Annotated in this window: 21 protein-coding genes and 1 pseudogene; 9 read left to right on the plus strand and 13 right to left on the minus strand. The window is 72.9% G+C overall.

The features are described from left to right. The first annotated feature begins 66 nt into the window (after positions 1-66). The 3 genes from OIE69_RS19515 (at position 67) to OIE69_RS19525 (ending at position 1,325) form a co-directional block, all read left to right on the plus strand. Entirely contained in the window at positions 67-477 is a 411-nt protein-coding gene (locus OIE69_RS19515; protein ID WP_326573222.1) for a TM2 domain-containing protein, read from the plus strand. Positions 478-482: 5 nt separating this feature from the next. Continuing rightward, positions 483-893 (plus strand): DUF2752 domain-containing protein, encoded by a 411-nt coding sequence (locus OIE69_RS19520; RefSeq protein WP_326573224.1) that lies wholly within the window; start codon positions 483-485, stop codon positions 891-893. A 153-nt stretch (positions 894-1,046) separates the two neighbouring features. Then, a complete protein-coding gene (locus tag OIE69_RS19525) occupies positions 1,047-1,325 on the plus strand; it encodes an NINE protein (protein WP_018562191.1) in 279 nt (92 codons plus the stop codon). Between the two features lie 58 nt (positions 1,326-1,383). Here the strand turns inward: OIE69_RS19525 and OIE69_RS19530 are convergent, their stop codons facing one another. The 5 genes from OIE69_RS19530 to bldG form a co-directional block, all read right to left on the minus strand. After that, entirely contained in the window at positions 1,384-2,901 is a 1,518-nt protein-coding gene (locus OIE69_RS19530; RefSeq protein ID WP_326573227.1) for a class I SAM-dependent methyltransferase, read from the minus strand. Between the two features lie 56 nt (positions 2,902-2,957). Then, positions 2,958-3,524, minus strand: a complete 567-nt coding sequence (locus OIE69_RS19535) for a small secreted protein (RefSeq protein ID WP_326573229.1) — start codon at positions 3,522-3,524, stop codon at positions 2,958-2,960. 173 nt (positions 3,525-3,697) lie between these two features. Beyond that, complete coding sequence (locus tag OIE69_RS19540; protein WP_326573231.1) at positions 3,698-6,121, minus strand: sodium-translocating pyrophosphatase; 2,424 nt, start codon at positions 6,119-6,121, stop codon at positions 3,698-3,700. A gap of 308 nt (positions 6,122-6,429) precedes the next feature. Further along, the gene (locus tag OIE69_RS19545) at positions 6,430-6,924 is read right to left on the minus strand and encodes an ATP-binding protein (protein WP_326573233.1); all 495 of its coding nucleotides are present in this window, start codon (positions 6,922-6,924) and stop codon (positions 6,430-6,432) included. Positions 6,925-7,008: 84 nt separating this feature from the next. Continuing rightward, positions 7,009-7,350 carry an anti-sigma factor antagonist BldG gene (gene bldG / locus OIE69_RS19550; protein WP_018562186.1) on the minus strand — a complete coding sequence of 114 codons (342 nt, stop codon included), beginning with the start codon at positions 7,348-7,350 and terminating at the stop codon, positions 7,009-7,011. Positions 7,351-7,485: 135 nt separating this feature from the next. Between bldG and OIE69_RS19555 the strand changes: the two genes are divergently transcribed. Continuing rightward, positions 7,486-9,891, plus strand: a complete 2,406-nt coding sequence (locus OIE69_RS19555; RefSeq protein ID WP_326573236.1) for a DEAD/DEAH box helicase — start codon at positions 7,486-7,488, stop codon at positions 9,889-9,891. A 35-nt stretch (positions 9,892-9,926) separates the two neighbouring features. Here the strand turns inward: OIE69_RS19555 and OIE69_RS19560 are convergent. The 7 genes and pseudogenes from OIE69_RS19560 to ssd form a co-directional block, all read right to left on the minus strand. After that, positions 9,927-10,208, minus strand: a pseudogene (locus OIE69_RS19560) (Rv3654c family TadE-like protein); the annotation flags it as partial. Continuing rightward, a complete protein-coding gene (locus tag OIE69_RS19565; RefSeq protein WP_326573238.1) occupies positions 10,205-10,552 on the minus strand; it encodes a TadE family type IV pilus minor pilin in 348 nt (115 codons plus the stop codon). The pseudogene OIE69_RS19560 and the gene OIE69_RS19565, both read right to left, overlap by 4 nt. Then, a complete protein-coding gene (locus tag OIE69_RS19570; protein WP_234018684.1) occupies positions 10,539-10,727 on the minus strand; it encodes a DUF4244 domain-containing protein in 189 nt (62 codons plus the stop codon). The genes OIE69_RS19565 and OIE69_RS19570 overlap by 14 nt, the downstream gene beginning before the upstream one ends. A 20-nt stretch (positions 10,728-10,747) precedes the next feature. Next, a complete protein-coding gene (locus OIE69_RS19575) occupies positions 10,748-11,524 on the minus strand; it encodes a type II secretion system F family protein (protein ID WP_326573243.1) in 777 nt (258 codons plus the stop codon). Further along, positions 11,521-12,429 carry a type II secretion system F family protein gene (locus OIE69_RS19580; protein ID WP_326573245.1) on the minus strand — a complete coding sequence of 303 codons (909 nt, stop codon included), beginning with the start codon at positions 12,427-12,429 and terminating at the stop codon, positions 11,521-11,523. Before OIE69_RS19580 ends, OIE69_RS19575 begins: the two co-directional genes overlap by 4 nt. Further along, on the minus strand, positions 12,426-13,580 hold the full coding sequence (locus tag OIE69_RS19585; RefSeq protein WP_392567532.1) for a TadA family conjugal transfer-associated ATPase: 1,155 nt from the start codon (positions 13,578-13,580) through the stop codon (positions 12,426-12,428). The genes OIE69_RS19580 and OIE69_RS19585 overlap by 4 nt, the downstream gene beginning before the upstream one ends. Continuing rightward, positions 13,577-14,686: a septum site-determining protein Ssd gene (ssd, locus tag OIE69_RS19590; RefSeq protein ID WP_392567533.1), complete on the minus strand. Its 1,110-nt coding sequence runs from the start codon at positions 14,684-14,686 to the stop codon at positions 13,577-13,579. Before ssd ends, OIE69_RS19585 begins: the two co-directional genes overlap by 4 nt. 542 nt (positions 14,687-15,228) lie before the next feature. Between ssd and OIE69_RS19595 the strand changes: the two genes are divergently transcribed. After that, positions 15,229-16,059, plus strand: coding sequence for an HAD-IB family hydrolase (locus OIE69_RS19595; protein ID WP_326573250.1), 831 nt, complete (start codon positions 15,229-15,231; stop codon positions 16,057-16,059). Positions 16,060-16,453: 394 nt separating this feature from the next. Here the strand turns inward: OIE69_RS19595 and OIE69_RS19600 are convergent, their stop codons facing one another. After that, entirely contained in the window at positions 16,454-17,284 is an 831-nt protein-coding gene (locus OIE69_RS19600) for a Fic family protein (RefSeq protein WP_326573252.1), read from the minus strand. Positions 17,285-17,518: 234 nt separating this feature from the next. Between OIE69_RS19600 and OIE69_RS19605 the strand changes: the two genes are divergently transcribed. The 4 genes from OIE69_RS19605 (at position 17,519) to nhaA (ending at position 24,794) form a co-directional block, all read left to right on the plus strand. Then, a complete protein-coding gene (locus OIE69_RS19605; RefSeq protein ID WP_326573254.1) occupies positions 17,519-18,499 on the plus strand; it encodes an ATP-binding protein in 981 nt (326 codons plus the stop codon). Positions 18,500-18,696: 197 nt separating this feature from the next. Beyond that, positions 18,697-20,991 carry a SulP family inorganic anion transporter gene (locus OIE69_RS19610; protein ID WP_326573256.1) on the plus strand — a complete coding sequence of 765 codons (2,295 nt, stop codon included), beginning with the start codon at positions 18,697-18,699 and terminating at the stop codon, positions 20,989-20,991. A gap of 192 nt (positions 20,992-21,183) precedes the next feature. Then, on the plus strand, positions 21,184-23,145 hold the full coding sequence (gene acs / locus OIE69_RS19615; protein WP_326573258.1) for an acetate--CoA ligase: 1,962 nt from the start codon (positions 21,184-21,186) through the stop codon (positions 23,143-23,145). A gap of 209 nt (positions 23,146-23,354) precedes the next feature. Continuing rightward, the gene (gene nhaA, locus OIE69_RS19620; RefSeq protein WP_326573260.1) at positions 23,355-24,794 is read left to right on the plus strand and encodes a Na+/H+ antiporter NhaA; all 1,440 of its coding nucleotides are present in this window, start codon (positions 23,355-23,357) and stop codon (positions 24,792-24,794) included. Positions 24,795-24,820: the final 26 nt, after the last annotated feature.

Below are 24,820 nucleotides of genomic sequence, written 5' to 3' on the forward strand. Positions count from 1 at the left end.
GCCCGCCTTGACTCGCCTGACAAGATGTCCGGACACACCGAACGTTCACTCAGGGGGAGTCCCACCATGTCCGACCCGAACAACCCGTACGGCCAGCCCAAGCAGGACGGTTACGGCTACCCGCAGCAGCCCCCGGCCGGCCCCGGCGGCTACGGGCAGCAGCCCGGCTACGGCTACCCGCAGCAGGGTTACCCGCAGGGCTACCCCCAGGGCATGTACACCGGCGACCCCAACGCCCCGTACGGCTACGACATGTACGGCCGCCCGCTGTCGGACAAGTCCAAGGTCGTTGCGGGAGTGCTGCAGCTGCTGGCGGGCGGCCTGGGCATCGGCCGCTTCTACGTGGGCGACATCGGCATCGGCGTCGCGCAGCTCCTCACCTGCGGCGGCCTCGGCATCTGGGCGCTGATCGACGGCATCCTCTTCCTGACGAGCAACGACCGCACCGACTCCCAGGGCCGCATCCTCCGCAGCTGAGAACGATGACCTCCCCGACCCGGAACCGCCTCAGGGCCGTGGCCGCACGACCGGCCACGGCCCCCGTGGCGTCGCTCGTCGCGGGCGCGGCGGGCGCCGCCTACCTGTGGGGCACCGACCCGCACCAGGACGGGCACTGGCTGCCCCGATGCCCCTTCAACTTCCTGACGGGGCTGCTCTGTCCGGCCTGCGGTGCGACCCGCATGGTCTACGACCTGATGCACGGCGACCTCCCGGCCGCCTTCCACGACAACGCGCTGCTGCTCCTGGCGAGCCCCTTTCCCCTCTATCTGTACGCGCGGTGGGTGACGGAGGGGCTGCGCGGCCGGACGTACCGGACGACGATCGGCAAACGCGCGCAAGTGGCGGTCCTCGGAGCTGCCGTGCTGTGGGCCGTCGTACGCAACGCGGTTTGACAACGCGGCGATCACGGTTCCGTGACGTCTGTTAATCAGAGCGACAGATGTCCATTTCTAATGCCAAGATTCAGCCAATCCGAGGCGGGGGGCCGGATCGACCGATGCGCGTGCTCCCGCTGATTCGTCCCCATTGCACGAGGAGCACGTTCCATGGCCACGCCTACCCCCACCACTGACGCTCCGTTCGGCCTCGACCCGTCGGGCCGCCCGCTGTCCGACAAGTCCAAGGTCGCCGCCGGCCTGCTCGGCATCTTCCTCGGTGGTCTGGGCATCGGCCGCTTCTACACCGGCCACACCAAGATCGGCGTCCTGCAGCTCGTCGTCTCGGTCGTCACCCTGGGCCTCGGCGGCCTGTGGGGCTTCATCGACGGCATCGTCCGCCTCGCCGGCAGCGCGCCCACCGACGCGCAGGGCCGCGTCCTGCGCTGACCATCCGCGCCCCGGCCCGCCTCCGCTCCGCTGCGGAGGCGGGCCGTCGCGTTTCCGCTCACACCGGCTCGATGAAGCCCTGCTCCACCAGCAGCCGGATCGCCTCCGGCGTGCGGTCCCGCAGCGCCACCGGGTCCTCGCCCAGCAACTGGGCGATGGCGTCGAGGATCCGACCCGCCGTCAGCGTCCCGTCGCACACGCCCGCGAAGCCCGCGCCGACCGTGTCCACCCTCGTCGCGCGCCGCATGCCGCGGTTGGCCCGCAGGACGACGTGCTCCGGGTCCTCGGCGCCGGGCAGGCCCACCTGCTCCTGCACCACCTCGTCCGCCAGCCGGAAGCGCTCGTCGAGCAGCCCCGCGTCGTCGTGGGTGCGCAGGAAGTCCTGGCGGCCGAACCAGGCCGCGATGTGCGGGCCGAGCGGCTGCTCGACCGGGTGCGGCCACTCCTCGGCGGTGACGACGGGACGGTCGGAGCCGGTCCTGCGCACGGTGATCCAGCCGAAGCCGACGGCCTTGGTCTTGCGCTGCTCGAAGGCGTCCAGCCACGCGCCGTAGCGGGCGGCGTACGCCTCGGGCCCGGCCAGGTGGTCGCCGCCGTCGCGCAGCCACAGCTCCGCGTACTGCGTGACGTCCTGCACCTCGCGCTGCACGATCCAGGCGTCGCAGCCGTCGGGCACCCAGGCGGCGACGCGGTCCCGCCAGTCCTCGCCCTCGGTGTGCTCCCAGTTGGCCAGCAGTTGGAGGTACCCGCCCTCGGTGAGGTGGTCGGCGGCCTGCCGGACGACGGTGCGGCACAGGTCGTCGCCGGCCATGCCGCCGTCGCGGTAGGTGAAGCGGCTGCCCGGGGAGATGACGAAGGGCGGGTTGGACACGATCAGGTCGTAGCGCTCGCCGCCGACGGGCTCGAAGAGGCTGCCCTGCCGGACGTCCGGCTCGGGGGCACCCGACAGGGCGAGGGTCAGCCGCGTGAAGTGCAGGGCGCGGGGGTTGAGGTCGGTGGCGGTGACCCGGGTGGCGTGCCGGGAGGCGTGCAGCGCCTGGATGCCGGAGCCGGTGCCGAGGTCCAGCGCCCGGGCCACGGGCGTGCGGACGGTGATCCCCGCGAGGGTGGTCGACGCGCCGCCCACGCCGAGCACCAGGTCCGCGCGGTCCACGCCGGGCGTCGTACGGATGCCGTTGGCGCCGCCCACGGCGCAGCCGAGGTCGGAGACGATGTACCAGTCCTCGCCGCCGTCGCCGCCGTAGGGGCGGACGTCCACCGTGGCGCGCACCTCGTCCCCGTCCCGGACGAGCCAGCCGTCCTCGACGGCCGCGTCGAGGGGCAGCACCTCGCGCAGCCGGGCGTACGGGACCGGCTGCTGCAGCAGGAAGAGCCGCACCAGGCTCTCCAGCGGGCTGCCGCCGCGGGTGGCGCGCAGGGCGGGCACGGTCTCCGCCCGCGAGAGCGCGGCGTAGGCGGTCGCCCCGAGCAGGTCGAGGCAGCCGTCGGCCGTGAAGGCCGCGGCGCGCAGCGCGTCGCGGAGGGCGGCGGTGCGGTCGGGGGCGGGCAGGGGCTGCGGGGGCGGCTGCGTACTCACGCTGCCATTGTCACCCCCGAAGGGGCGCCCGGCGGGCCCCACCCGCCCTCGGACGGTCAGGACTTCGAGGGCTTGGCGCCGGAGTCCTGGCAGCCGGGCTGCTTCGCCATGGCCTGGCCGACCTCGCCCTGGCGCAGCGTGTCGAGCGCCTGCTCGCCGCTCTTGCTCACCTTGGCCAGGTTGTCGGAGACGCTCTTCAGTCCGTCGGCGAACTTCGCCTGGTCGGAGACGGGCAGCGCGTCGACCTGCTTGCGCAGGTTCGCGTAGGCCGTGGAGAGCGAGTTGAGGTCGCCGACCGCGTCCTGCTTGAGCTTGGCGCCGTTGTCGACCGGCGGGTCACCGGCCTTGCCGACGATCCCGGCGAGCGCCTTGTAGGCGTCCGAGATCTGCCCGAACGCCGTGGAGTCCGCGCTGCGGACGTCCTTCGGCTTGGCGTTGCTCGGGGTGTTGCTGATGTGGGTGTTCGCGTCGTTGATCTTCTTGACCTGGGCGGCGGCCTGGTCGCAGACCGTCTTCGCCCAGGCGTCGAGCTCCTTGTTGCCGCCGTCGCCGCATCCCGACAGCGACCCCGTCGCGAGGATCACAGCCGTGACGGACAGCGCAGCCGCGAGTTTGTTCTTCACGGCCCCGGAACCTACACGGCTCCTGTCCGCAGGCCACATCGCTTCCACTCGATGTGACCACTATTGCCCCTTATGAACCAAGAACAGGGTGATGCATCTGACGTGCGCGCAGGCGGCGGGCGCCATCCCGAAGGATGACGCCCGCCGCCGTATCACGATGAGCTCACGCTACGTCAGACCGTGGCCGTCGCATTCGGGTCGGCTGACCGCTTCGTGTTCTGGCTGTCGTCGTGGCCGGTGTCGACACCCTCGTCGTCTCCGACCGCGATGCCGCGGCGCTTGGAGATGTAGACGGCGACGACGATGACCAGGAGCGCCACGGCCGCGGCGCCGATCCGCACGGCCAGGTTGGCGTCGTCACCGTAGGAGAACTGGACCACCGCGGGGGCGACCAGCAGCGCCACCAGGTTCATGACCTTGAGCAGCGGGTTGATGGCCGGACCCGCGGTGTCCTTGAAGGGGTCGCCGACGGTGTCGCCGATGACGGTGGCGGCGTGGGCCTCACTGCCCTTGCCCCCGTGGTGGCCGTCCTCGACGAGCTTCTTCGCGTTGTCCCAGGCACCACCGGAGTTCGCCAGGAAGACCGCCATGAGCGTGCCCGCGCCGATGGCCCCGGCGAGGTACGAGCCCAGCGCGCCGATGCCGAGCGCGAAGCCCACCGCGATCGGGGCGAGCACGGCGAGCAGACCGGGTGTGGCCAGCTCGCGCAGCGCGTCCTTGGTGCAGATGTCGACGACGCGCCCGTACTCGGGCTTCTCGGTGTAGTCCATGATCCCGGGCCGCTCACGGAACTGCCGCCGCACCTCGAAGACCACCGAACCGGCGGACCGGGAGACCGCGTTGATGGCCAGTCCGGAGAAGAGGAAGACGACGGCCGCACCGAACAGCAGACCGACCAGGTTGTTGGGCTGGGAGATGTCCAGGTCCAGCCACCTGAGGTCGGCGGCGGAGATGTTCGCCTCCCGCACCGCGGTGTCGACGGCCTCCTTGAAGGAACCGAACAGCGCGGTCGCCGCGAGGACGGCGGTCGCGATGGCGATGCCCTTGGTGATCGCCTTGGTGGTGTTGCCGACCGCGTCGAGGTCGGTGAGCACCTTGGCGCCCTCGCCGTGGACGTCGCCGGACATCTCGGCGATGCCCTGGGCGTTGTCGGACACCGGGCCGAAGGTGTCCATGGCCACGATCACGCCGACGGTGGTGAGCAGACCGGTGCCGGCCAGCGCCACCGCGAACAGGGCGAGCCAGATCGAGGCGCCGCCCAGCAGGAAGGCGCCGTACACCGAGAGGCCGATGAGGACGGCCGAGTACACCGCGGACTCCAGGCCGACGGAGATGCCGGACAGGACGACGGTGGCGGGCCCGGTCAGCGACGTCTTGCCGATGTCCCGCACCGGGCGCCGGTTGGTCTCGGTGAAGTAGCCGGTCAGCTGCTGGATGAGCGCCGCCAGCACGATGCCGATGGCGACGGCGACCAGCGCGAGGATGCGCGGGTCACCGCCGTGCGAGGCGATGTCGCCGGGCACGTTGGCCAGCCCCGCGTACGTCGAGGGCAGGTACGCGAACGCCGCGACGGCCACCATCGCCAGCGAGATCGCCGCGGAGATGAAGAATCCGCGGTTGATGGCGGTCATGCCGCTGCGGTCCTTGCGGCGGGGAGCCACCGCGAAGATGCCGATCATGGCGGTGAGCACGCCGATCGCCGGGATCAGCAGCGGGAAGGCCAGGCCGGCGTCGCCGAAGGCGACCTTGCCGAGGATGAGCGCGGCCACCAGGGTGACGGCGTACGACTCGAACAGGTCGGCCGCCATGCCGGCGCAGTCGCCGACGTTGTCGCCCACGTTGTCGGCGATGGTGGCGGCATTGCGCGGGTCGTCCTCGGGGATGCCCTTCTCGACCTTGCCGACCAGGTCGGCGCCGACGTCCGCGGCCTTGGTGAAGATGCCGCCGCCGACACGCATGAACATGGCGAGCAGCGCGGCGCCGAAGCCGAAGCCCTCCAGCACCTTGGGCGCGTCGGCCTTGTAGATCAGCACGACGGCCGAGGCGCCCAGCAGGCCCAGACCCACGGTGAACATGCCGACCACGCCGCCGGTGCGGAAGGCGATCTTCATCGCGCGGTGCGAGACCGTCGTCAGATCCGCCGAGGGCTCACCCGGCGCCGGGGTCGCGGCTCGTGCGGCCGCGGCCACGCGGACGTTGCTGCGCACCGCCAGCCACATGCCGATGTAGCCGGTGACCGCCGAGAATCCGGCGCCCACCAGGAAGAACACGCTTCGGCCGATGCGCTGCGACGTGGTGTCCGCGGGCAGCAGCATGAGCAGGAAGAACGCGACGACCGCGAAAATCCCCAGAGTGCGGAACTGCCGTGCGAGGTAGGCGTTTGCGCCTTCCTGCACGGCAGCCGCGATCTCCTTCATCCTGTCGGTGCCCTCGTCGGCACTGAGCACTTGACGTACCAGCACCACGGCGAGCGCCAGTGCGGCCAGTGCCACCACCGCGATGACGAGCACGAGATTGCGGTTGCCGTCGGTCAGTACGGGTGTTGCGGCCAGAGGTTGAGCGATGTCCTGCAGGTGAGGGGTGAGTGGCCCCGCCATTCGTCCTCCTTGACGTTTGGCACGTGGGCGCGCGGCTCCGGCGACTGAGCAGCCGCGACGCTCAGGCGTGTGCGCTGAGCAAAGATGGACGGATTGTAGGGAGCCGAACTAGATCAAAACAGGGCGCAGGAAACGAAATTCGCCGACGCCGGGGATATAGCAAAGGAGATCGCCCACAGATATCACCGGAAAAGGTGAACAGTCACCGTGTAAGTGGATCAACCACCGGGTGAATCCGCGCACGCCTAGCTGACCTGCGGCGGAAGCTCGCAGGCAGCTCGGCAGGAGCGCGTGGGGGGGCGGAGCGGCTAGGAGAGCGCGGCCGGGTTCAGCGGCCAGCTCATCCGGATGACATCGCCGTACTCTCCCGAAAAGACCTCGACGTCATCGACGAGGCCACTGATGACCGCCAGACCCATCTGGCCCTCGTCCTCCGCCTCGGAGGAGTCGGACGAGGAGGGCGAGCCGTCGGGAAGCGGCTCGGGGTGTTCGGCGGGGCTGTCGCCACGCGCCGAGGGCACGCTGGCGGCGTCGGCGGGGCGGTCCTCCGCTTCGGGGGACTTGTCGCCGACCTCGATGGAGAACTTCTTCTCCTCCTCGGTCAGCACCACCCGGACCGGACGGTCCGCACCACTGCTGCGGTACAGGCCGACGGCCCGGCTGCACGCCTCACCGACAGCGAGCCGGACCTCGTCGAGGACGGCCTCGTCCACCCCTGCCCTGCGGGCTACCGCAGCCGCCACCAGTCGTGCGGTGCGGACGTGCTCCGGCAGTGCGCTGAAGAGCAGTTCTACGGTGGGCATGGCCTCCCCCTCGTGCCTGTGGGCGGGCAACACAGGGGCCCGGGCGTCGGCGTCGCCCGGAGCCCCACGGTCCGGCGCCGAACGTCAGTCGGTCGCCGCCACGGCCTCGTCGACCGAGGTGTGGATGGGAAACACCTTGGTCAGGCCGGTGATACGGAAAATCTTGAGAATGCGCTCCTGGTTGCACACCAGGCGCAGCGAGCCTTCATGCGCGCGAACCCGCTTGAGCCCGCCGACCAGCACGCCCAGCCCGGTCGAGTCCAGGAAGTCCACGCCTTCCATGTCCACGACCAAGTGGTAGCTACCGTCGTTCACGAGTTCCACCAGCTGCTCGCGCAGCTTGGGAGCGGTGTACACATCAATCTCGCCGCCGACCTCGACGACCGTACGGTCGCCGACGGTTCGAGTCGACAGGGACAGGTCCACGGATCCTCCAGCACCTTGCATCGAGCGGTCGCCCCCCATGGATCGGCAGCCGCGATGGCATTCAATCACTTACCAGCGGGCATGCACGACGCCTTACGGCGATTGTCCGTCATGCCAGTGACACACTGAGTGCCGATGGCTCAGGATCATCTTCCGCAGTCGGCGCACGGCCGCACCTCCCCCGTCGCCCTCCTGGAGCGGCTTGCCACGGGGGCGGGCAGGGCCGCGCGCATCACCCATACGGAGCACTTGCCCCCACGGGCGGGTCGCCATGCCGATTGGCCTGATCAGATCCGCCCGGAGGTGATCGACGCGGTCCGCGCGTGCGGCATCGAGCGGCCGTGGGAGCACCAGGCGCAGGTGGCCGCCCACGCCCTCGCCGGCACCTCCGCGGTCGTCGCCACGGGAACGGCCTCCGGCAAGTCCCTGGCGTACCTCGTGCCGGTCCTCAGCGCTCTTGTGGAGGGCTCCGAGGCGCCGAACGGCCGGGGCGCCACCGCGCTCTACCTCGCGCCCACGAAGGCCCTGGCGGCCGACCAGCGGCGGGCCGTGGCAGAGATCGCCGCCCCGCTGGGCAAGGCGGTGCGCGCGGCCGTCTACGACGGCGACACGCCGTTCGAGGAGCGCGAGTGGGTCCGCCAGTACGCGACCTACGTGCTCACCAACCCCGACATGCTCCATCTGGGTGTCCTGCCGGGCCATTCCCGGTGGTCCTCCTTCCTCCGGCAGCTCCGCTACGTCGTGATCGACGAGTGCCACACCTACCGGGGCGTCTTCGGCTCGCACGTCGCCCAGGTCATACGCAGGCTGCGGCGTGTCTGCGCCCGCTACGGCGCCGATCCCGTCTTCCTCCTCGCCTCCGCGACGGCCGCCGACCCCGGCGCCACCGCGACCCGGCTGACGGGCGTGCCCGTCGCCGAGGTCACCGAGGACGCCTCACCGCGCGGGGAGGTCGCCTTCGCCCTGTGGGAGCCCCCGCTCACCGAGCTCAGCGGGGAGCACGGCGCCCCGGTGCGCCGCACGGCGACCGCCGAGGCCGCCGACCTGCTGACGGACCTGGTGCTCGACGGCACCCGCACGGTGGCCTTCGTGCGCTCCCGGCGGGCGGCCGAGCTGATCTCCGTCATCGCCCAGGAACGCCTCGCCGAGATCGACCGCCGGCTGACCCACCGGGTCGCCGCCTACCGGGGCGGCTACCTGCCCCAGGAGCGGCGGGCCATCGAACGTGACCTGCACACCGGGCGGCTCCTCGGACTGGCCTCCACCACGGCCCTGGAGCTGGGTGTGGACGTCTCCGGGCTCGACGCCGTGCTCCTGGCCGGGTACCCGGGCACGAGGGCCTCCCTGTGGCAGCAGGCGGGCCGCGCGGGGCGTTCGGGTCAGGGGGCGCTGGCGGTGCTGATCGCCAGGGACGACCCGCTGGACACCTACCTCGTGCACCACCCGGACGCCCTCTTCCGCCGTCCCGTCGAGTCGACCGTGCTGGACCCCGACAACCCGTACGTCCTCGCCCCGCATCTGTGCGCCGCCGCGGCCGAGCTGCCGCTGGGCGAGGAGGACATGGAGCTCTTCGGACCGGAGACCGCCGGGCTGCTGCCCCAGCTGGAGCGCCGCGGCCTGCTGCGGCGCCGCTCCGGCGGCTGGTACTGGACGCGGCGGGAGCGGGCCGCCGACCTCACCGACATCCGCGGCGAGGGCGGCAAGCCCGTCCAGGTGGTCGAGGCCGGTACCGGGCGCCTGCTCGGCACCGTCGACGCGGGCGCCGCGCACACCACGGTCCACGAGGGCGCGGTCCACCTGCACCAGGGCCGCACCTATCTCGTCCGGCACCTGGACCTGGAGGACTCGGTCGCGCTGGTGGAGCAGGCCGATCCGCCGTATTCGACGATGGCCCGCGACACCACGGCGATCTCGGTGCTCGACGAGGACCTGGTGGAGGAGTGGGGCGAGGCCCGCCTCCACTTCGGCTCCGTCGAGGTCACCCATCAGGTCGTCTCCTTCCTCCGCCGCCGGCTGATCACCAACGAGGTGCTGGGCGAGACCAAGCTGGACCTGCCGCCCCGCACCCTGCGTACGCGCGCCGTGTGGTGGACGGTCACCGACGATCAGCTCGACGCGGCGCACATCCACCCCGAGGAGCTGCCCGGCGCCCTCCACGCCGCCGAGCACGCCTCCATCGGCCTCCTCCCGCTCTTCGCCACCTGCGACCGCTGGGACATCGGCGGGGTCTCCGTGCCGCTCCACCAGGACACCGGGCTGCCGACCGTCTTCGTGTACGACGGCCATCCCGGTGGCGCGGGCTTCGCGGAGCGGGCCTTCCGCACCGCCCGCAGCTGGCTCACCGCCACCCGCGAGGCGATCGCCTCCTGCGAGTGCGAGTTCGGCTGCCCCTCCTGCGTGCAGTCCCCCAAGTGCGGCAACGGCAACGACCCGCTGGACAAGCAGGCCGCGGTACGTCTGCTCGACGTGCTCCTCGCGACGGAGGGCCCGTCGGAGCCCGGCGCCGCGGTACCCGCGCCCGCCCCGGACACGGAGTCCTGAGGCCCGGCCCGGGAGCGGACCCGGGCGGGCCCGACCGCGGCCGTGACGTCGGCGATCTCACCGCTGACCACGCAGCGCACCAGCCGGGCGTGCTGGGCGGCGGCCACCCGTCCGGCCACCGCGCAGGCCTCGGCGCCGCCCCGCAGGGCGTGGTCGGCGGCGGCGAGCGCCGCGAGGTCCGCTGCGGCCCCCGCACGGTGCCGTGCCGCGACGGCGGCGCCGAACGTCAGCACGGCGCAGGCGGCCAGCGCCAGCAGCGTCCCCAGGAGGGCCGTCCAGACGGTCGCGGAACCCCGGTCGCGCCCCCGCCGGCTCACGGCCCCTCCCCCGTAGCCTCCACGGCGGCGACCGCCTCGCCGTGGAGCGTGAGGGACAGGGTCCGGGCCTCGACCGTGACCCGCACCAGGTCGCCGCCCCGGTGGACCGAGACGGCGGCCCCGGCGGGAGCCGCCGAGCGGGCCGCCCGCAGCACCGCGCCGTCGGGCTCCTCGCGGGCCGCCGCGCGGGCTCCGGCCCGCGCGGCGTCGACGCAGCGGATCTGCGCGGCCGCCGCGGCCAGCCCCCACAGCAGCAGCGCCGTGAGGAACACCAGCGACGGGACGACCACCGCGGCCTCGGCCGTGACGTAGCCGGCATCGCGGCGGCGCTCAGAACGCCACATCGAGAGCCCGCTTGATGAGCCCGCTGAGCGCGGAGCTGACCGCGCCCGAGGTGACCACCTTGTAGAGCACCGCCGCGAAACCGCAGGCCGCCAAAGTGCCCACGGCGTACTCGGCCGTGGTCATCCCGCGCTCGCCGGTACGGCAACGGCGGCGCAGCTTCCTCAGACAACGCATGACTCGCATGGGATCCCCCTTCAGATCGTCGTGCCGGCGAGGATCGCCCCCGCCAGCCCCATCACCACCGGCGCGACCCCCACGAGGAGGAAGGCCGGCAGGAAGCACAGCCCCAGCGGGGCGGTGATCAGCACTCCGGCGCGGCGTGCGCGCGCCGCCCCGAAACGGGCGTGCTCGGCGCGGCACCCGGCGGCGAGACGCGCGATCTCCTCGACCGGCGGCACTCCCGTCGTGGTGGCGCGCTCCATGCACCGGGCGAGTTCGCGGCAGCCCAGCCGGTCCAGCCGGCCCCAGCACTGCGCGGGGTCGCCGCCCAGACGGAGTTCGGCGGCGGCCCGGGTGAGCGCCTCCCCGAGGGGCCCTCCGAGGGACGGCCCGACGGCCTCCGCGGCCTCGCGGGGCCCCGCCCCGGCCGCGACGCACGCGGCCATCAGGTCGGCCGCGAGCGGCAGCTGGCGCGCGGCCCGGGCCCGGTCGGCGTGCCCCACGGGCCGTGGCCGCCGCTGCCGGCGGCGTATCGCCCATGCGGCGCCCAGCCCGGCCGCCGCGCCGGGGACCCCGCCGACCAGGGCGAACGCACCCAGGGCAACCCCGGCGACCGGCGCCCACTCCCGGACAGAGACCGCACCGGGCCACCTGCGGCACTGCCGGGCCAGGGGAGCGGTGCCCATGAGCAGCCGGAGCCTGCGCCGCGCGGCGCGCTCTCTCCTGGCGGCGGTCAGGGCGCCCGCGACACACAGGGTGGCGGCCACGGACGCCACGACGATCCCCAGCCTGTGGACGACGTCGCCGCTCATGACCCGCCCTCCGCGGTCCGGACGATGCGTGCGGTCCAGGCGAGCCCCGCCCACTCCAGGAGCCCTCCGGCGGCCAGACAGCCGAGTCCGGCGGGAGTGCGCAGCAGAGTGCCCAGCGGATCGGCGCCCAGCCCGGTGCCCAGGACCAGCCCGAAGACGGGCAGCAGGGCCAGCAGCGCCACGGTGGAGCGGGGTGCCGCCAGCTGGGCCCTCAGATCCTCCCGCTGGTCGCGTTCGGCACGCAGGGCGGCCGCGATCCGGTCCAGGCCGTCCGCGAGCCCCGCGCCGCCGTCCACAGCGACCTGCCAGCACGCGGCGACGCCGGAGAGCCCCTGGGCGCCCTCCAGCAGGGCGGCCGCCCGCAGTGCCGCGGGTACGTCACCGCCGAAACGGGCGGCGGCCAGCAACGGCAGAGCGGCATTCGACAGGCCGGGGTGCTCCGGCCAGCCCTCGCGGCCCAGCGCACCGGCCAGCGCGGCGGCCGGTGCCAGTCCGGCCCGCAGATCTCCTGCGACCGCCGCGCACAGCGCGCCCACCGCCACAGCCCGCCCTTCCGCCTCGGCGCGCCGCTCCCGCCCCCGCAGCCACCGCCCGGCGAGCGGCACCGCGGCCGCCCCGAGCAGGACCGGCAGCACCGATCCGGCGACCAGCCCCACGACCGACCCACCCGGCAGGAGCAGCACTTCACGGCCGAGGTGCCAGCCGAACCGCACCCGGAACGGCTCCAGGAGCCCGTTGAGGCGGTTTTCGAGGCCTCCGGGCCCCAGGAGCCCCCAGGACGCCCCACGGGCCTCAGAGGTGCCGCCGAGCAACGCCCTTGCCCTGCGTAGGACTTCGGCCCGCGCACACATCGCCCACGCGGCAGCGCCCGCGCACGCGGCGGTGAGGAGCACCACGGCGCTCATGGCCGCCCCCTCTCGCAAAGCGCCGTCAACCGGCCCCAGCCCGGGCCGCGTTCGCCCCCGCACAGAGCCGGGACGGTGCCGACGATCCCGTCCGGCCCGCGCTCCAGGACATGGATCTCGGCGACCCGGCGCCTGCCCGCGCGGTCCCGCACCAGATGCACCACCACCGACAGGGCGGCCGCCAACTGGCTGTGCAACGCCGCCCGGTCGAGGCCCGCCACGGCGCCCAGTGCCTCCAGCCGGGCGGGCACATCACCCGCGGCGTTGGCGTGGACCGTCCCGCAGCCGCCTTCGTGGCCGGTGTTGAGGGCGCCCAGCAGATCCAGTACCTCGGGGCCGCGCACCTCGCCGACCACCAGCCGGTCCGGCCGCATGCGCAGCGCCTGCCGTACGAGGTCCCGCAGGGTGACCAGGCCGGCTCCTTCCTGGTTGGCGGGCCGGGTCTCCAGCCGTACGACGTGCGGATGGCGCGGCCGGAGCTCGGCGGAGTCCTCGGCGAGGACGATGCGCTCGCCCGGCGGGACGAGGCCGAGCAGGCAACTGAGCAGCGTGGTCTTGCCGGAGCCCGTGCCGCCGGAGACCAGGTACGACAGGCGGGCGTCCAGCACCGCACGCAGGAGGGCGGCCGTACCGCCGTCCATGCTGCCCGCGGCCACCAGTTCCTCCAGGGTGAAGGCCCGGGTGCGGACGACCCGCAGGGACAGGCACGGGGCGCCGACCACCACCGGTGGCAGCACCGCGTGCAGCCGGGTGCCGTCCGGCAGCCGGGCGTCCACCCAGGGCCGGGCGTCGTCCAGCCGCCGCCCGGCGGCGGAGGCGAGCCGCTGGGCGAGCCGGCGCACGGCCGCGGCGTCCGCGAACCGCACCTGCGTGCGCTCCAGCCCGGCACCTCGGTCGGCCCACACCTCGTCCGGCCCGTTCACCAGCACATCGGTGACGTCCGGTTCGGCGAGCAGCCCCTCCAGCGGGCCGGCACCGACCATCTCAGAGCGCAGGGCGGCCACCACGTCGAGCACCTCGGTGTCGCCCAGCAGCCGGCCCTGTGCCCGCAGCGCCGCGGCCACGCCGGCCGGGGTGGGCTCGTCACCGGAGGCGGCCAGTCGCAGCCGTACCGCGTCGAGCAGGGCGGGCGTCATCACGTCGGCGCTCATGCCGCCACGCTCCCGCCGCCGGGCAGTGCCGCCGTGAGGAAGGCCGAGCAGAACCCGGACAGCGGGCCCCGGCCACTGCCGCCCGGTGGCTCCCCGCCGTCCAGGGCGGCGGGCAGGCCGGGCTCCGGCGGCAGCTCGCCGGCGAGCGGGAGCCCGACCAGGTCGGCGAGCGTCTCATCGGTGAGCCCCGAGCCGAAGGGGCCGCGGGCGACGACCCGCAGGTCCCGCAGCACCATGGCCATCCGGGAGGCGACCCGGCCGGCGGCCGCGACCGCGCGCAGCTCCGCGGGGACGACCAGCAGGCCGACGTCGATCTGCGCGAGCGCCTCGGCCACGGCCTCGTCCATCCGACGCGGCAGGTCGACGACGACCACACCGCCGCGCCGCCGGGCGGCGCCCATCACCGACCGCATGGCCTGCGGGGGGATGACGACGGTGTCCCCGCGGTCCCAGCTGAGCACGCTCAGGGCGTGGGTGCGGGGCAGCGACTCCTCCAGCGCCCCGCTGTTGACCCGGCCCCGGGACTCGGCGAGGTCCGGCCAGCGCAGGCCGCCCACCCGTTCGGCCCCGAGCAGCACGTCCAGCCCGCCGCCGAGCGGGTCGGCGTCGACGAGCAGCGTGCGGCACCCGGAGCGAGCGGCCGTGACGGCCATGGCGCAGGCCAGAGTGCTGGCCCCCGCGCCACCGCGGCCGCCTACGACCCCGATCGTCAGGGCCGGGTCGCCGGCGCCCTCCGCCACATCGGCGATCCGGTCGACCAGCCAGGTCTCGGCGTCGGGCAGGAAGGCGACGTGCTCGGCTCCGACGTCCACCGCACGGCGCCACACGTCCGGATCGTCCAGGTCCCGGCCGACGAGGAGAACGCCCCGGCGACGCCGCGCCGTACCCGGCACGCGGCGGGTGTCCGCGGCGCCGATCAGCACCAGCGGGGCGCCCTCCCAGCTGCCCGGCGCCGGCGGGACCCCGAAGGCGACCTCCGGTTCGGCGCCCGCCGCGGCGCACAGTCGCAGCAGGTCGTCCAGGAGGGCCCCGTCCTCGGTGACGATGAGCGGGCCGCAGCCGGGGTCGTCCTTCCCGCGCGGCCGGGCCGATGCGCGCCCGGACACCCGCCCGTCGCACGTTCCTTTTGTTTCACCGTTGAATGATTCGGCCACCACGACATCCCCCTCGCTCGTTCCGGCGGGTCCCGCCGGTATCGGGCCCATGCACCGGACACATCTCCGGCGCGGCATTTGCCGCCAGAGTCTCGCGAGTCGCCGAAAATTGATGATCTTGGTGGTAATCCGTGGATAACCCGGCCGTTGTGGATATCTCCGCCACCCGCGCGAGTGGCTTCCGCCGGGCAGCACAACGAATGTGATCCGTCACTCACCGTAGCGACGCAGGGAAAAGGATCGGCCCCCCGCGGAAACCGCGGGGGGCCGATCACACGCCGGGCGCGTTCTGACACATGGCCTGAATATGCCCCCGGACATGCGACGACCCCCGCCGGGGGGGAGAGCGGGGGTCGTCCCCACGGTCCGACTCGGGGGGGGAGGAGCCAGACCGGGTTAGCACGGTCGCGAACGATCCGTGACTTCCATGGTGTACCCGAAGGCCTTCTCAGGCAAACCCACGCGCAGGAGCTTACGCCGAATGGTGGGTCCCTATGCTCGTCCTCGTGGAAAACCACCTGTCGCCGCGCACCGCCGCGTTCTTCGATCTCGACAAGACGGTGATCGCCAAGTCGAGCACCTTGGCGTTCAGCAGGCCGTTCTACCAAGGCGGCCTCATCAACCGCCGCGCCGTGCTGCGAACCGCGTACGCCCAGTTCGTCTATCTGCTCGGCGGCGCGGACCACGACCAGATGGAGGGGATGCGAAAGTACCTCTCCGACATGTGCCGCGGCTGGAACGTGCAGCAGGTGCGGGAGATCGTGGCCGAGACCCTCCACGACCTCATCGACCCCATCATCTACGACGAGGCCGCCTCCCTCATCGAGGAGCACCACCTGGCCGGCCGCGACGTCGTCATCGTCAGCGCCTCGGGCGCCGAGGTCGTCGAGCCAATCGGCGAGATGCTCGGCGCGGACCACGTCATCGCCACCCGGATGGCGGTCGAGGACGGCTGCTACACCGGCCGGATCGAGCACTACGTCTACGGACCGGCCAAGGCACGCGCCATCACCGAACTCGCCGCGATCGAGGGCTACGACCTCAAGCGCTCCTTCGCCTACAGCGACTCGGTGACCGACGTCCCGATGCTCGGGTCCGTCGGCCACCCGTACGCGGTCAACCCCGACCGCGGGCTGCGCCGGGAGGCGGCGTCACGCGAATGGCCGATGCTCACCTTCAGCCGCCCCGTCCGGCTGCACCAGCGGGTGCCCGCGCTGACGATGCCCTCGGGACCGGTGCTGGCGCTGGCCGCGGTCGGCGCGGCCGCCGCCACGGCGGGACTCGTCTGGTACGCGGCCCGGCGACGCAGGCCCGCACTGTCCTGATGGGCACCGGAACGCCCGCTTCGCACAGATCGCACCGATCAGACCTCGTATGCAAAGAACTGCGGCGAAGGGTTCCGGTTCCCCCGAAGGCGCGGTACAAAGGTTGTACGGCCCGCGAGACCACGGACTTCCGCGAGGAACCCCGTCGAATCAGGCCCCACGGACCGAGCACGACGGCTGGGCACCCACGCGACGCAGACCCGCTGACCGGGTCGGCCGCACCAGGTGACGGGCAAAGCTCCCGACCTGATGGGCAGATATCGTGCACGCCTGGTAACCCGACGGTCGTGCCAGCGGCGGCACCCGCGCGGTGCCGCCGCAGCCTTGTGCCGCGGATACCCGAGGGCGGCAGGGCCGATGCCCGGGACCCCCGTGACCACGTCCGGGACGGCGCCTACGCAGCGCCGCGCTGCAGGGCCTCGCAGACCGCCACGCTCTCCCGTACACCCAGGCCCACGGCCTGCCCGCAGTGCGAGATCCAGGCCGCCATGCCGTCGGGCGTGCCGGAGGCGTAGCCCCGGAGCGCCTTCAGATGGCCCGCGCGGCCGAGTTCGGCGTGGCCGACCTCCGCCGGGCAGATGGACTTGGGGTCCAGACCGCTCCCGACGAGGACGACGCGCTGCGCGGCCCGCGCCACGAGGCCGTTGTACGAGCCGAACGGCCGCAGGCACAGCAGCTCGCCGTGCACGACCGCGGCGACGACCAGCGCCGGCGCCTCGCTGCCCGACAGCAGCAGGTCGGCGAGCCCGTCGAGGCGGGCGACGACCTCCGCGGCTTCGGGCAGCGGGAATTCGGCGACGTCCAGGAGCGGCTCCTCGACCTTCTCGCCCGTCTGCCGCGGGCGGCCGACCGTCTCGTCCGGCGAGGTGCCGCCGGCCGCGACAAGGTGCAGCCGGGCCAGCGCCTGCAGCGGCGACTGCCGCCAGACGGAGAGCAACTGCCCGGCCTCGGCGGTGAGCCGCAGCGCGGCGCCCACCGCGCGCGACTCGTCGTCGGAGGAGAAGTCGCTGCGCCTGCGCACCTCTTCCAGCGCCCAGTCGGCGCCGGAAAGCGCCGCGGAACCGCGGGCGCCGCGCAGCGCCGCCTCCGAGGACACCTCGTCGGAGCGGCGGCGCATCACCCGGTGCCCGTAGACCTGGTCCACGGCCTTCCGTACGGAGTCCACCGACTCGGCGACACCGGGGAGCGAACCGAGGACGGCGAGCGGATCAGCTGTCGTACCCATACGCACGACCCTACGCACCCCTGGCGCCGCCCCGGTGGGCGAGTGGGCATCGTCACGCGGACCGCGGGCGCCCGTGCCGCGCCGGGCGGAGGGCAGGAAGGGGCCCATGAGCGGCCCGGAAGAGGCACGGAAGGAGCACGGAAGCGACCGGTAAGTACGCCGGATGCCCACCGACGGGTGAACTCCCGCGGCGGAGGCCCCGGCAGGAAGACCCCGTCACTACGCTTAACGAACATGAAGATCGCTTTCGTCGGAAAGGGTGGCAGCGGCAAGACCACGCTGTCCTCCCTGTTCATCCGCCACCTGGCAGCCGCCCACGTCCCCGTCGTCGCCGTCGACGCCGACATCAACCAGCATCTCGGCCCGGCGCTCGGCCTCGACGAGGAGGCTGCCGCCGCCCTTCCGGCGATGGGCGCCCACCTCCCGGAGATCAAGGAGTACCTGCGCGGCGCCAACCCGCGGATCGCGTCCGCGGAGACGATGATCAAGACCACCCCGCCCGGTGAGGGCTCCCGCCTGCTGCGGGTCACCGAGGACAACCCGGTCTACGCCGCCTGCGCCCGGCCCGTCGCACTCGACGGCGGCGGGGCGCGGCTGATGGTCACCGGCCCCTTCAACGAGTCGGACCTGGGGGTGGCCTGCTACCACTCGAAGGTCGGGGCGGTGGAGCTGTTCCTCAACCATCTGGTCGACGGCCGCGAGGAGTACGTCGTCGTCGACATGACGGCCGGCAGCGACTCCTTCGCCTCCGGCATGTTCACCCGCTTCGACATGACCTTCCTGGTCGCCGAGCCGACCCGCAAGGGAGTCGCGGTCTACCGCCAGTACAAGGAGTACGCCCGGGACTTCGGGGTCGCCCTGCACGTCGTCGGCAACAAGGTGCAGGGCCCGGACGACGTGGACTTCCTGCGCTCGCACGTGGGCGACGACCTGCTGGTCACCGTCGGGCACTCGGACTGGGTCCGCGCCATGGAGAAGGGCCGCCCGCCGCGCTTCGGGGAATTGGAGGAGCCCAACCGCGCCGCACTGCGCGCGATGCGCGACGCCGCGGACGCCTCGTACGAGCGGCGGGACTGGGGGCGCTACACCCGCCAGATGGTCCACTTCCACCTCAAGAACGCGGAGAGCTGGGGCAACGCACGGACCGGCGCGGACCTCGCCTCGCAGGTCGACCCCGGCTTCGTCCTGGGCGAACGGTTCACCCTCACCGGGTAATCGTTCGCCCGTTCGGGCGAATCCTCATCCATGGGCCCTTTATCTGCATTACTCTCCATTTACTGACTCTTGAGAGTAATCAAACAATCACAGTCCGTTACTTTCAGGGCCGAGAGCACCCGCCGCAACAGCCGTGACCACGACCGCGTACGCGCACCAGCCGAACGCAGCCGCGCCGCCCCGGAGGAGACGGGAACATGCACGCCACGCCAGAACCTCAGACGCAGCAGTCGCAGACCCCACCGCGGGATCTGCCACCACCGCCCCGCCCCGACGAAGGGTCCGCCGCCGTCTGGCGGCACGACCTGTCGGCCTCGATCACCGTCTTCCTGATCGCCGTCCCACTCTCGCTGGGCATCGCCCTGGCCACCGGCGCCCCGCTGCAGTCGGGGCTGATCGCCGCCGCCGTCGGCGGCATCGTCGTGGGGCTGATGGGCGGTGCGCCGCTCCAGGTCAGCGGCGCCGCCACCAGCCTGGTGGTGGTCACCGCCGAGCTCGTCCACCGCTACGGCTGGCGCACCACGTGCGCCATCACCGTGCTGGCCGGGCTCGCCCAACTCGCCCTGGGCACATTGAGGGTGGCCCGTGCGGCGCTCGCCGTCAGCCCGGCGATCGTGCACGGCATGCTGGCGGGCATCGGCGCCGCCATCGCGCTCGCCCAGCTCCATGTCGTGCTCGGCGCGAACCCGGACAGCTCGGCGCTCACCAATCTGGCCGCCCTGCCGCAGCAGTTGTCGTCCCCGCACCCGGGCGCTCTGCTGATCGCGGCGGTGACGGTGGCCGTGCTGGTCGGCTGGCCACGCCTTCCGGGGCGGGCCTGCAGGGCCCTGCGCGCGGTCCCGGCGCCCCTCGCCGCCATCGCGGCGGCGACCGCCGTCGGCGTTCCCATCGTGGTGCCGCGGGTCGACCTGCCCGCCTGGCACGCGGTGGCGCTTCCCGGGCTGCCGCACGGGCCGGTGCTCGGCATCGCCGCCGCCGTCCTGACCGTCACCCTGGTCGCGAGCATGGAGTCGCTGCTGTCGGCGGTGGCGATCGACAAGCTGCGCTCCGGGCGCGGCAAGCCCGGGGACGCCGTCCCGGCCCGCCTGAACCGGGAGTTGCTCGGGCAGGGCACGTCCAACGTGCTCTCGGGCCTGCTCGGCGGGCTGCCGGTGGCCGGCGGCGCGATCCGCGGCTCGGCGAACGTGGCCGCGGGCGCCCGGACACGCCGGGCCACGACGCTGCACGGGGTGTGGGTGCTGCTGTGCGCCGGGCTGCTGGCGGGGCTGCTGGAGCACATCCCGCTCGCCGCCCTCGCCGCCCTGGTCATGGTGGTGGGGATGAAGATGGTGAGCTTCGCGCACATCAAGCACGTCCAGCGGCACCGGGAGTTCCCGGTCTACGCGGCGACGCTCGGCGCGGTGCTGCTGCTCGGCGTGCTGGAGGGGGTGATGACCGGCATCGCGGTGGCCGTCTTCCTGTCGCTGCGCAGGCTCACGCACACCCGGATCACGGTGACGGAGGAGGCCGGCGTCCACCAGGTGCACGTACGAGGGCAGCTGACCTTCCTCGCGGTGCCCCGGCTGACCCGGGCGCTGGCGGAGGTACCGGACGAGGCCAGCGCCGTGATCACCCTGGACGGCTCCTTCATGGACCACGCGGCGTACGAGTCGCTGCAGCACTGGTGCGACGGCCACCGGACGCGCGGCGGCTGGGCGACGCTCACGGGCCGGTCGGGCACCCCGATCACGGTCCCGTCCAGCACGCACGCCTGCCGCCCCTGGACGCCGTGGCGCAACCACCACTGCACCAAGCCGGGCAGCGCGGCGGGGGCAGCCGGGCAACTGGTGGGCGGGCTCAGCGCCTTCCAGCGCAACACGGCGCCCCTGGTCAGGGACGAGCTGGCGCGGCTCGCCCGCGAAGGGCAGCGGCCCACCCAGCTCTTCCTCACCTGCGCCGACTCCCGCCTGGTCACCAGCATGATCACCTCCAGCGGGCCGGGCGACCTGTTCACCGTGCGCAACGTGGGCAATCTGATGCCGCCGCCCGGCGCCGAGGCCTCCTGCGACTCGGTGGGCGCTGCCATCGAGTACGCGGTGGAGGTGCTGAAGGTCGGCAGCATCACGGTGTGCGGGCACTCCGGGTGCGGCGCCATGCAGGCGCTGCTGAGCGGGGCGGGCCACGAGCCGGGGGCGCAGACCCCGCTGGCCCGCTGGCTGCGCCACGGCCGCCCGAGCCTCGCCCGGCTGGAGCGGATCGGCCGGCCCGGACGCGGCGAGGTCGCCCTCGCCGACCGCCCGGTGGCCGACGACCTCGAACGGCTCTGCCTCGTCAACGTGGTGCAGCAGCTGGACCACCTGATGGCCCACGCCTGCGTCGCCCGCAGGGTGGCGGAGGGGTCGCTGCAACTGCACGGCATGTACTTCCACGTCGCCGAGGCCCAGGCCTACGTCCTCGACGCCGCGAGCGGCACGTTCGCCGCGGTACGGCCGGAAGTTCTCGACACGGTCTGACCCGGGCCGCCCGCACCGGGTGGCCCACCCGTCCCGGCCCGCCGCGCACCCGCCGGCGGGCCGGAGCCGTGTGCGGACGCTTCACCGCGACAGGTCTAAACCAATTTTCGTCGCGAACCCTTGTCATTCCGCCCCTCCGGCTGGTGAGCTATGCCATGGGACACAAGAGGACACCCTGCGAAGGAGCACGGCGTGAGCAACGAGAGCCTGGCCAACCTTTTGAAGGAGGAGCGCCGGTTCGCTCCGCCCGCCGAGCTGGCGGCCGGTGCCAATGTGACCGCGGAGGCCTACCAGCAGGCCGGTGACGACCGACTGGGCTTCTGGGCGGCGCAGGCCCGCCGGCTGACCTGGGCGAAGGAGCCGACCGAGACCCTGGACTGGTCCAACCCGCCGTTCGCGAAGTGGTTCGCCGACGGCACCCTGAACGTCGCCTACAACTGCGTCGACCGGCACGTCGAGGCCGGCAACGGCGACCGCGTGGCGATCCACTTCGAGGGCGAGCCCGGTGACGGCCGGGCCATCACCTACGCCGAGCTCAAGGATGAGGTGAGCCGTGCCGCGAACGCCCTGACCGCGCTGGGTGTGACGGCCGGCGACCGGGTCGCGATCTACATGCCCATGATCCCCGAGACCGTCGTGGCGATGCTGGCCTGCGCCCGCGTCGGCGCCGCGCACTCGGTGGTCTTCGGCGGCTTCTCCGCCGACGCGCTGGCCGCCCGCATCGACGACGCCGACGCCAAGCTGGTCATCACCGCCGACGGCGGCTACCGCCGCGGCAAGCCCTCCGCCCTGAAGCCCGCCGTGGACGACGCAGTCGCCCGCTCCGCCGGCGTGGAGAAGGTGCTGGTCGTCCGGCGTACCGGCCAGGAGGTCGCGTGGACCGAGGGCCGCGACGTGTGGTGGCACGAACTCGTCGACGGCCAGTCCGCCGAGCACACCCCGGAGGCCTTCGAGGCCGAGCACCCGCTCTTCATCCTCTACACCTCCGGCACCACCGGTAAGCCCAAGGGCATCCTGCACACCTCCGGCGGCTACCTGACGCAGACCGCCTACACCCACAACGCCGTCTTCGACCTGAAGCCGGAGACCGACGTCTACTGGTGCACCGCCGACGTCGGCTGGGTCACCGGCCACTCGTACATCGTCTACGGCCCGCTGGCCAACGGCGCCACCCAGGTGCTGTACGAGGGCACCCCGGACACCCCGCACCAGGGCCGTTTCTGGGAGATCGTCCAGAAGTACGGGGTCACGATCCTCTACACCGCCCCCACGGCGATCCGCACCTTCATGAAGTGGGGCGACGACATCCCCGCCAAGTTCGACCTCTCCTCGCTGCGCGTCCTGGGCAGCGTCGGCGAGCCGATCAACCCCGAGGCGTGGATCTGGTACCGCGAGCACATCGGCGGCGGCCGCTGCCCGATCGTGGACACCTGGTGGCAGACCGAGACCGGCGCCATGATGATCTCCCCGCTGCCCGGCGTGACGGAGACCAAGCCCGGCTCCGCGCAGCGTCCGCTGCCCGGCATCTGCGCCACCGTCGTGGACGACGACGCCAACGAGGTGCCCAACGGCTCCGGCGGCTACCTCGTCCTCACCGAGCCGTGGCCGTCGATGCTCCGCACCATCTGGGGCGACGACCAGCGCTACCTGGACACCTACTGGTCCCGCTTCGAGGGGCGCTACTTCGCCGGCGACGGCGCCAAGAGGGACGAGGACGGCGACATCTGGCTGCTGGGCCGGGTGGACGACGTCATGCTCGTCTCGGGCCACAACATCTCGACCACCGAGGTCGAGTCGGCCCTCGTCTCGCACCCGAAGGTCGCCGAGGCGGCCGTGGTCGGCGCCGCCGACGCCACCACCGGACAGGCCATCGTCGCCTTCGTCATCCTGCGCGGCACCGCCGCGTCCGAGGACGGCGACGAGCTGATCGCCGCGCTGCGCGACCACGTCGCCAAGACGCTCGGCCCGATCGCCAAGCCGAAGCGGATCCTCACGGTGGCGGAGCTGCCGAAGACCCGCTCCGGCAAGATCATGCGGCGTCTGCTCCGCGACGTCGCCGAGAACCGGGAGCTGGGGGACGTCACCACCCTGACGGACTCCTCGGTCATGGACCTCATCCAGTCGAAGCTCCCGAGCGCCGGCGGCGAGGACTGACCGGTCCCCGTCACCGCACCGAAGAGGCCCCTCCGGGGGCCTCTTCGCCTTTCCCGGCGGTGCGGGACACTCCTGCGACGCCCGGCGATTGTCCGTAATGTGAGGAACGCCGGAGGCTCCGGCGCCGACCCGGTAAACTGCTGAACGCGTAAGGAACGCGACAGTGATTCGGGGCGTGCCGGGAAGTCTGGTCGGCAAGGTGACGAGCCATGCCGAGCCCGACCGGAGGTCCACTCCCCGTGACCGCGACCAACCGCCGCCGTTCCGTCTTCCTGGGCCGGATGTCCCTCCCCGAGCGCAACTTCGTCGCCGACGCGCTGCGGACGGAGACCGTGGGCGGCGTGATCCTGCTGCTGGCCGCCGTCGTCGCGCTGATCTGGGCGAACAGCCCGCTCAGCGCCTCGTACCGGTCCACCGTCGCCTTCACCTTCGGTCCCGGATCGCTCCATCTGGACCTGTCCGTGGGCCACTGGGCCGCCGACGGGCTGCTGACGGTCTTCTTCTTCGTCGCCGGCATCGAGCTCAAGCGGGAACTCGTCGCGGGCGAACTGCGCCGTCCCTCGGCGGCGGCGCTCCCCGTCATCGCCGCCGTGTGCGGCATGGCGGCGCCCGCGCTCGTGTACGCGGTGGTCAACGCCGCCGGCGGCGGTTCCCTGCAGGGCTGGGCGGTGCCGACGGCGACCGACATCGCGTTCGCCCTGGCGGTGCTGGCCGTGCTCGGCACCGCGCTGCCGTCCGCGCTGCGCGCGTTCCTGCTGACCCTGGCGGTCGTGGACGACCTCTTCGCGATCCTGATCATCGCGGTCTTCTTCACCTCGGGCATCAACCTCGTGGCACTGGCCCTGGCACTCGCCGGGCTCGTGCTGTTCCGGCTGCTGCTCCGCAAGGAGGTGCACGGGTGGTACGTGTACGTACCGCTCGCGCTCGTCAACTGGGCGCTGATGCACGCCAGCGGGGTCCACGCCACGATCGCGGGCGTCGCCATGGGCCTGATGCTGCGCTGCCACCGCCGCGAGGGCGAGGAGCGGTCCCCCGGAGAGCGGATCGAGCACCTCGTACGGCCGCTCTCGGCCGGACTGGCCGTGCCGCTCTTCGCCCTGTTCTCCGCGGGGGTGCCGATCGCCGGCGGCGCGCTCGCCGAGGTGTTCGGCCGTCCCGAGACACTGGGCGTGGTGCTGGGGCTGGTGGTCGGCAAGGCGGTCGGGGTCTTCGGCGGCACCTGGCTGGCGGCGCGTTTCACCCGCGCGGAGCTCAACCCCGAGCTGGCCTGGGCCGACGTCCTGGCCGTCGCCACGCTCGCGGGGATCGGCTTCACGGTCTCCCTGCTCATCGGCGAGCTGGCCTTCGAGGGCGACCAGGTGCTGACCGAGGAGGTCAAGGCGGCCGTCCTGATCGGCTCGTTGACCTCCGCGGTGCTCGCCGCGGTGCTGCTCAAGCTCCGCAACGACAAGTACCGCCGCATGTGCGAGGACGAGGAGCGCGACGAGGACCGGGACGGCGTCCCGGACGTCTACAAGTGGGCGGACCCCGAGTTCCACCTGCGCATGGCCGCGATCCACGAGGCCAAGGCGGCCGAGCACCGCAGGCTGGCGGAAGTGGCGCGCTCCGGGGACACCGGCGAGGATGAGTCGGGCATGATCGGGGGGTAACCCGTTTGCCCCGGATGACGACTGAC

Source organism: Actinacidiphila glaucinigra (assembly GCF_035918135.1).
Taxonomy (GTDB): Bacteria; Actinomycetota; Actinomycetes; order Streptomycetales; family Streptomycetaceae; genus Actinacidiphila; species Actinacidiphila glaucinigra.

Excerpts from the sequence above, each read along its gene's own strand:
- nhaA (WP_326573260.1), top strand. The coding sequence starts at position 23,355 with ATGCCGAGCCCGACCGGAGGTCCACTCCCCGTGACCGCGACCAACCGC.
- OIE69_RS19610 (WP_326573256.1), top strand. The coding sequence starts at position 18,697 with ATGCACGCCACGCCAGAACCTCAGACGCAGCAGTCGCAGACCCCACCG.
- OIE69_RS19520 (WP_326573224.1), top strand. The coding sequence starts at position 483 with ATGACCTCCCCGACCCGGAACCGCCTCAGGGCCGTGGCCGCACGACCG.
- OIE69_RS19600 (WP_326573252.1), bottom strand. The coding sequence starts at position 17,284 with ATGGGTACGACAGCTGATCCGCTCGCCGTCCTCGGTTCGCTCCCCGGT.
- OIE69_RS19585 (WP_392567532.1), bottom strand. The coding sequence starts at position 13,580 with ATGAGCGCCGACGTGATGACGCCCGCCCTGCTCGACGCGGTACGGCTG.
- OIE69_RS19555 (WP_326573236.1), top strand. The coding sequence starts at position 7,486 with ATGGCTCAGGATCATCTTCCGCAGTCGGCGCACGGCCGCACCTCCCCC.
- OIE69_RS19565 (WP_326573238.1), bottom strand. The coding sequence starts at position 10,552 with ATGTGGCGTTCTGAGCGCCGCCGCGATGCCGGCTACGTCACGGCCGAG.
- OIE69_RS19545 (WP_326573233.1), bottom strand. The coding sequence starts at position 6,924 with ATGCCCACCGTAGAACTGCTCTTCAGCGCACTGCCGGAGCACGTCCGC.
- OIE69_RS19525 (WP_018562191.1), top strand. The coding sequence starts at position 1,047 with ATGGCCACGCCTACCCCCACCACTGACGCTCCGTTCGGCCTCGACCCG.
- OIE69_RS19515 (WP_326573222.1), top strand. The coding sequence starts at position 67 with ATGTCCGACCCGAACAACCCGTACGGCCAGCCCAAGCAGGACGGTTAC.
- OIE69_RS19580 (WP_326573245.1), bottom strand. The coding sequence starts at position 12,429 with ATGAGCGCCGTGGTGCTCCTCACCGCCGCGTGCGCGGGCGCTGCCGCG.
- OIE69_RS19575 (WP_326573243.1), bottom strand. The coding sequence starts at position 11,524 with ATGAGCGGCGACGTCGTCCACAGGCTGGGGATCGTCGTGGCGTCCGTG.
- OIE69_RS19595 (WP_326573250.1), top strand. The coding sequence starts at position 15,229 with ATGCTCGTCCTCGTGGAAAACCACCTGTCGCCGCGCACCGCCGCGTTC.
- OIE69_RS19570 (WP_234018684.1), bottom strand. The coding sequence starts at position 10,727 with ATGCGTTGTCTGAGGAAGCTGCGCCGCCGTTGCCGTACCGGCGAGCGC.
- OIE69_RS19605 (WP_326573254.1), top strand. The coding sequence starts at position 17,519 with ATGAAGATCGCTTTCGTCGGAAAGGGTGGCAGCGGCAAGACCACGCTG.
- OIE69_RS19540 (WP_326573231.1), bottom strand. The coding sequence starts at position 6,121 with ATGGCGGGGCCACTCACCCCTCACCTGCAGGACATCGCTCAACCTCTG.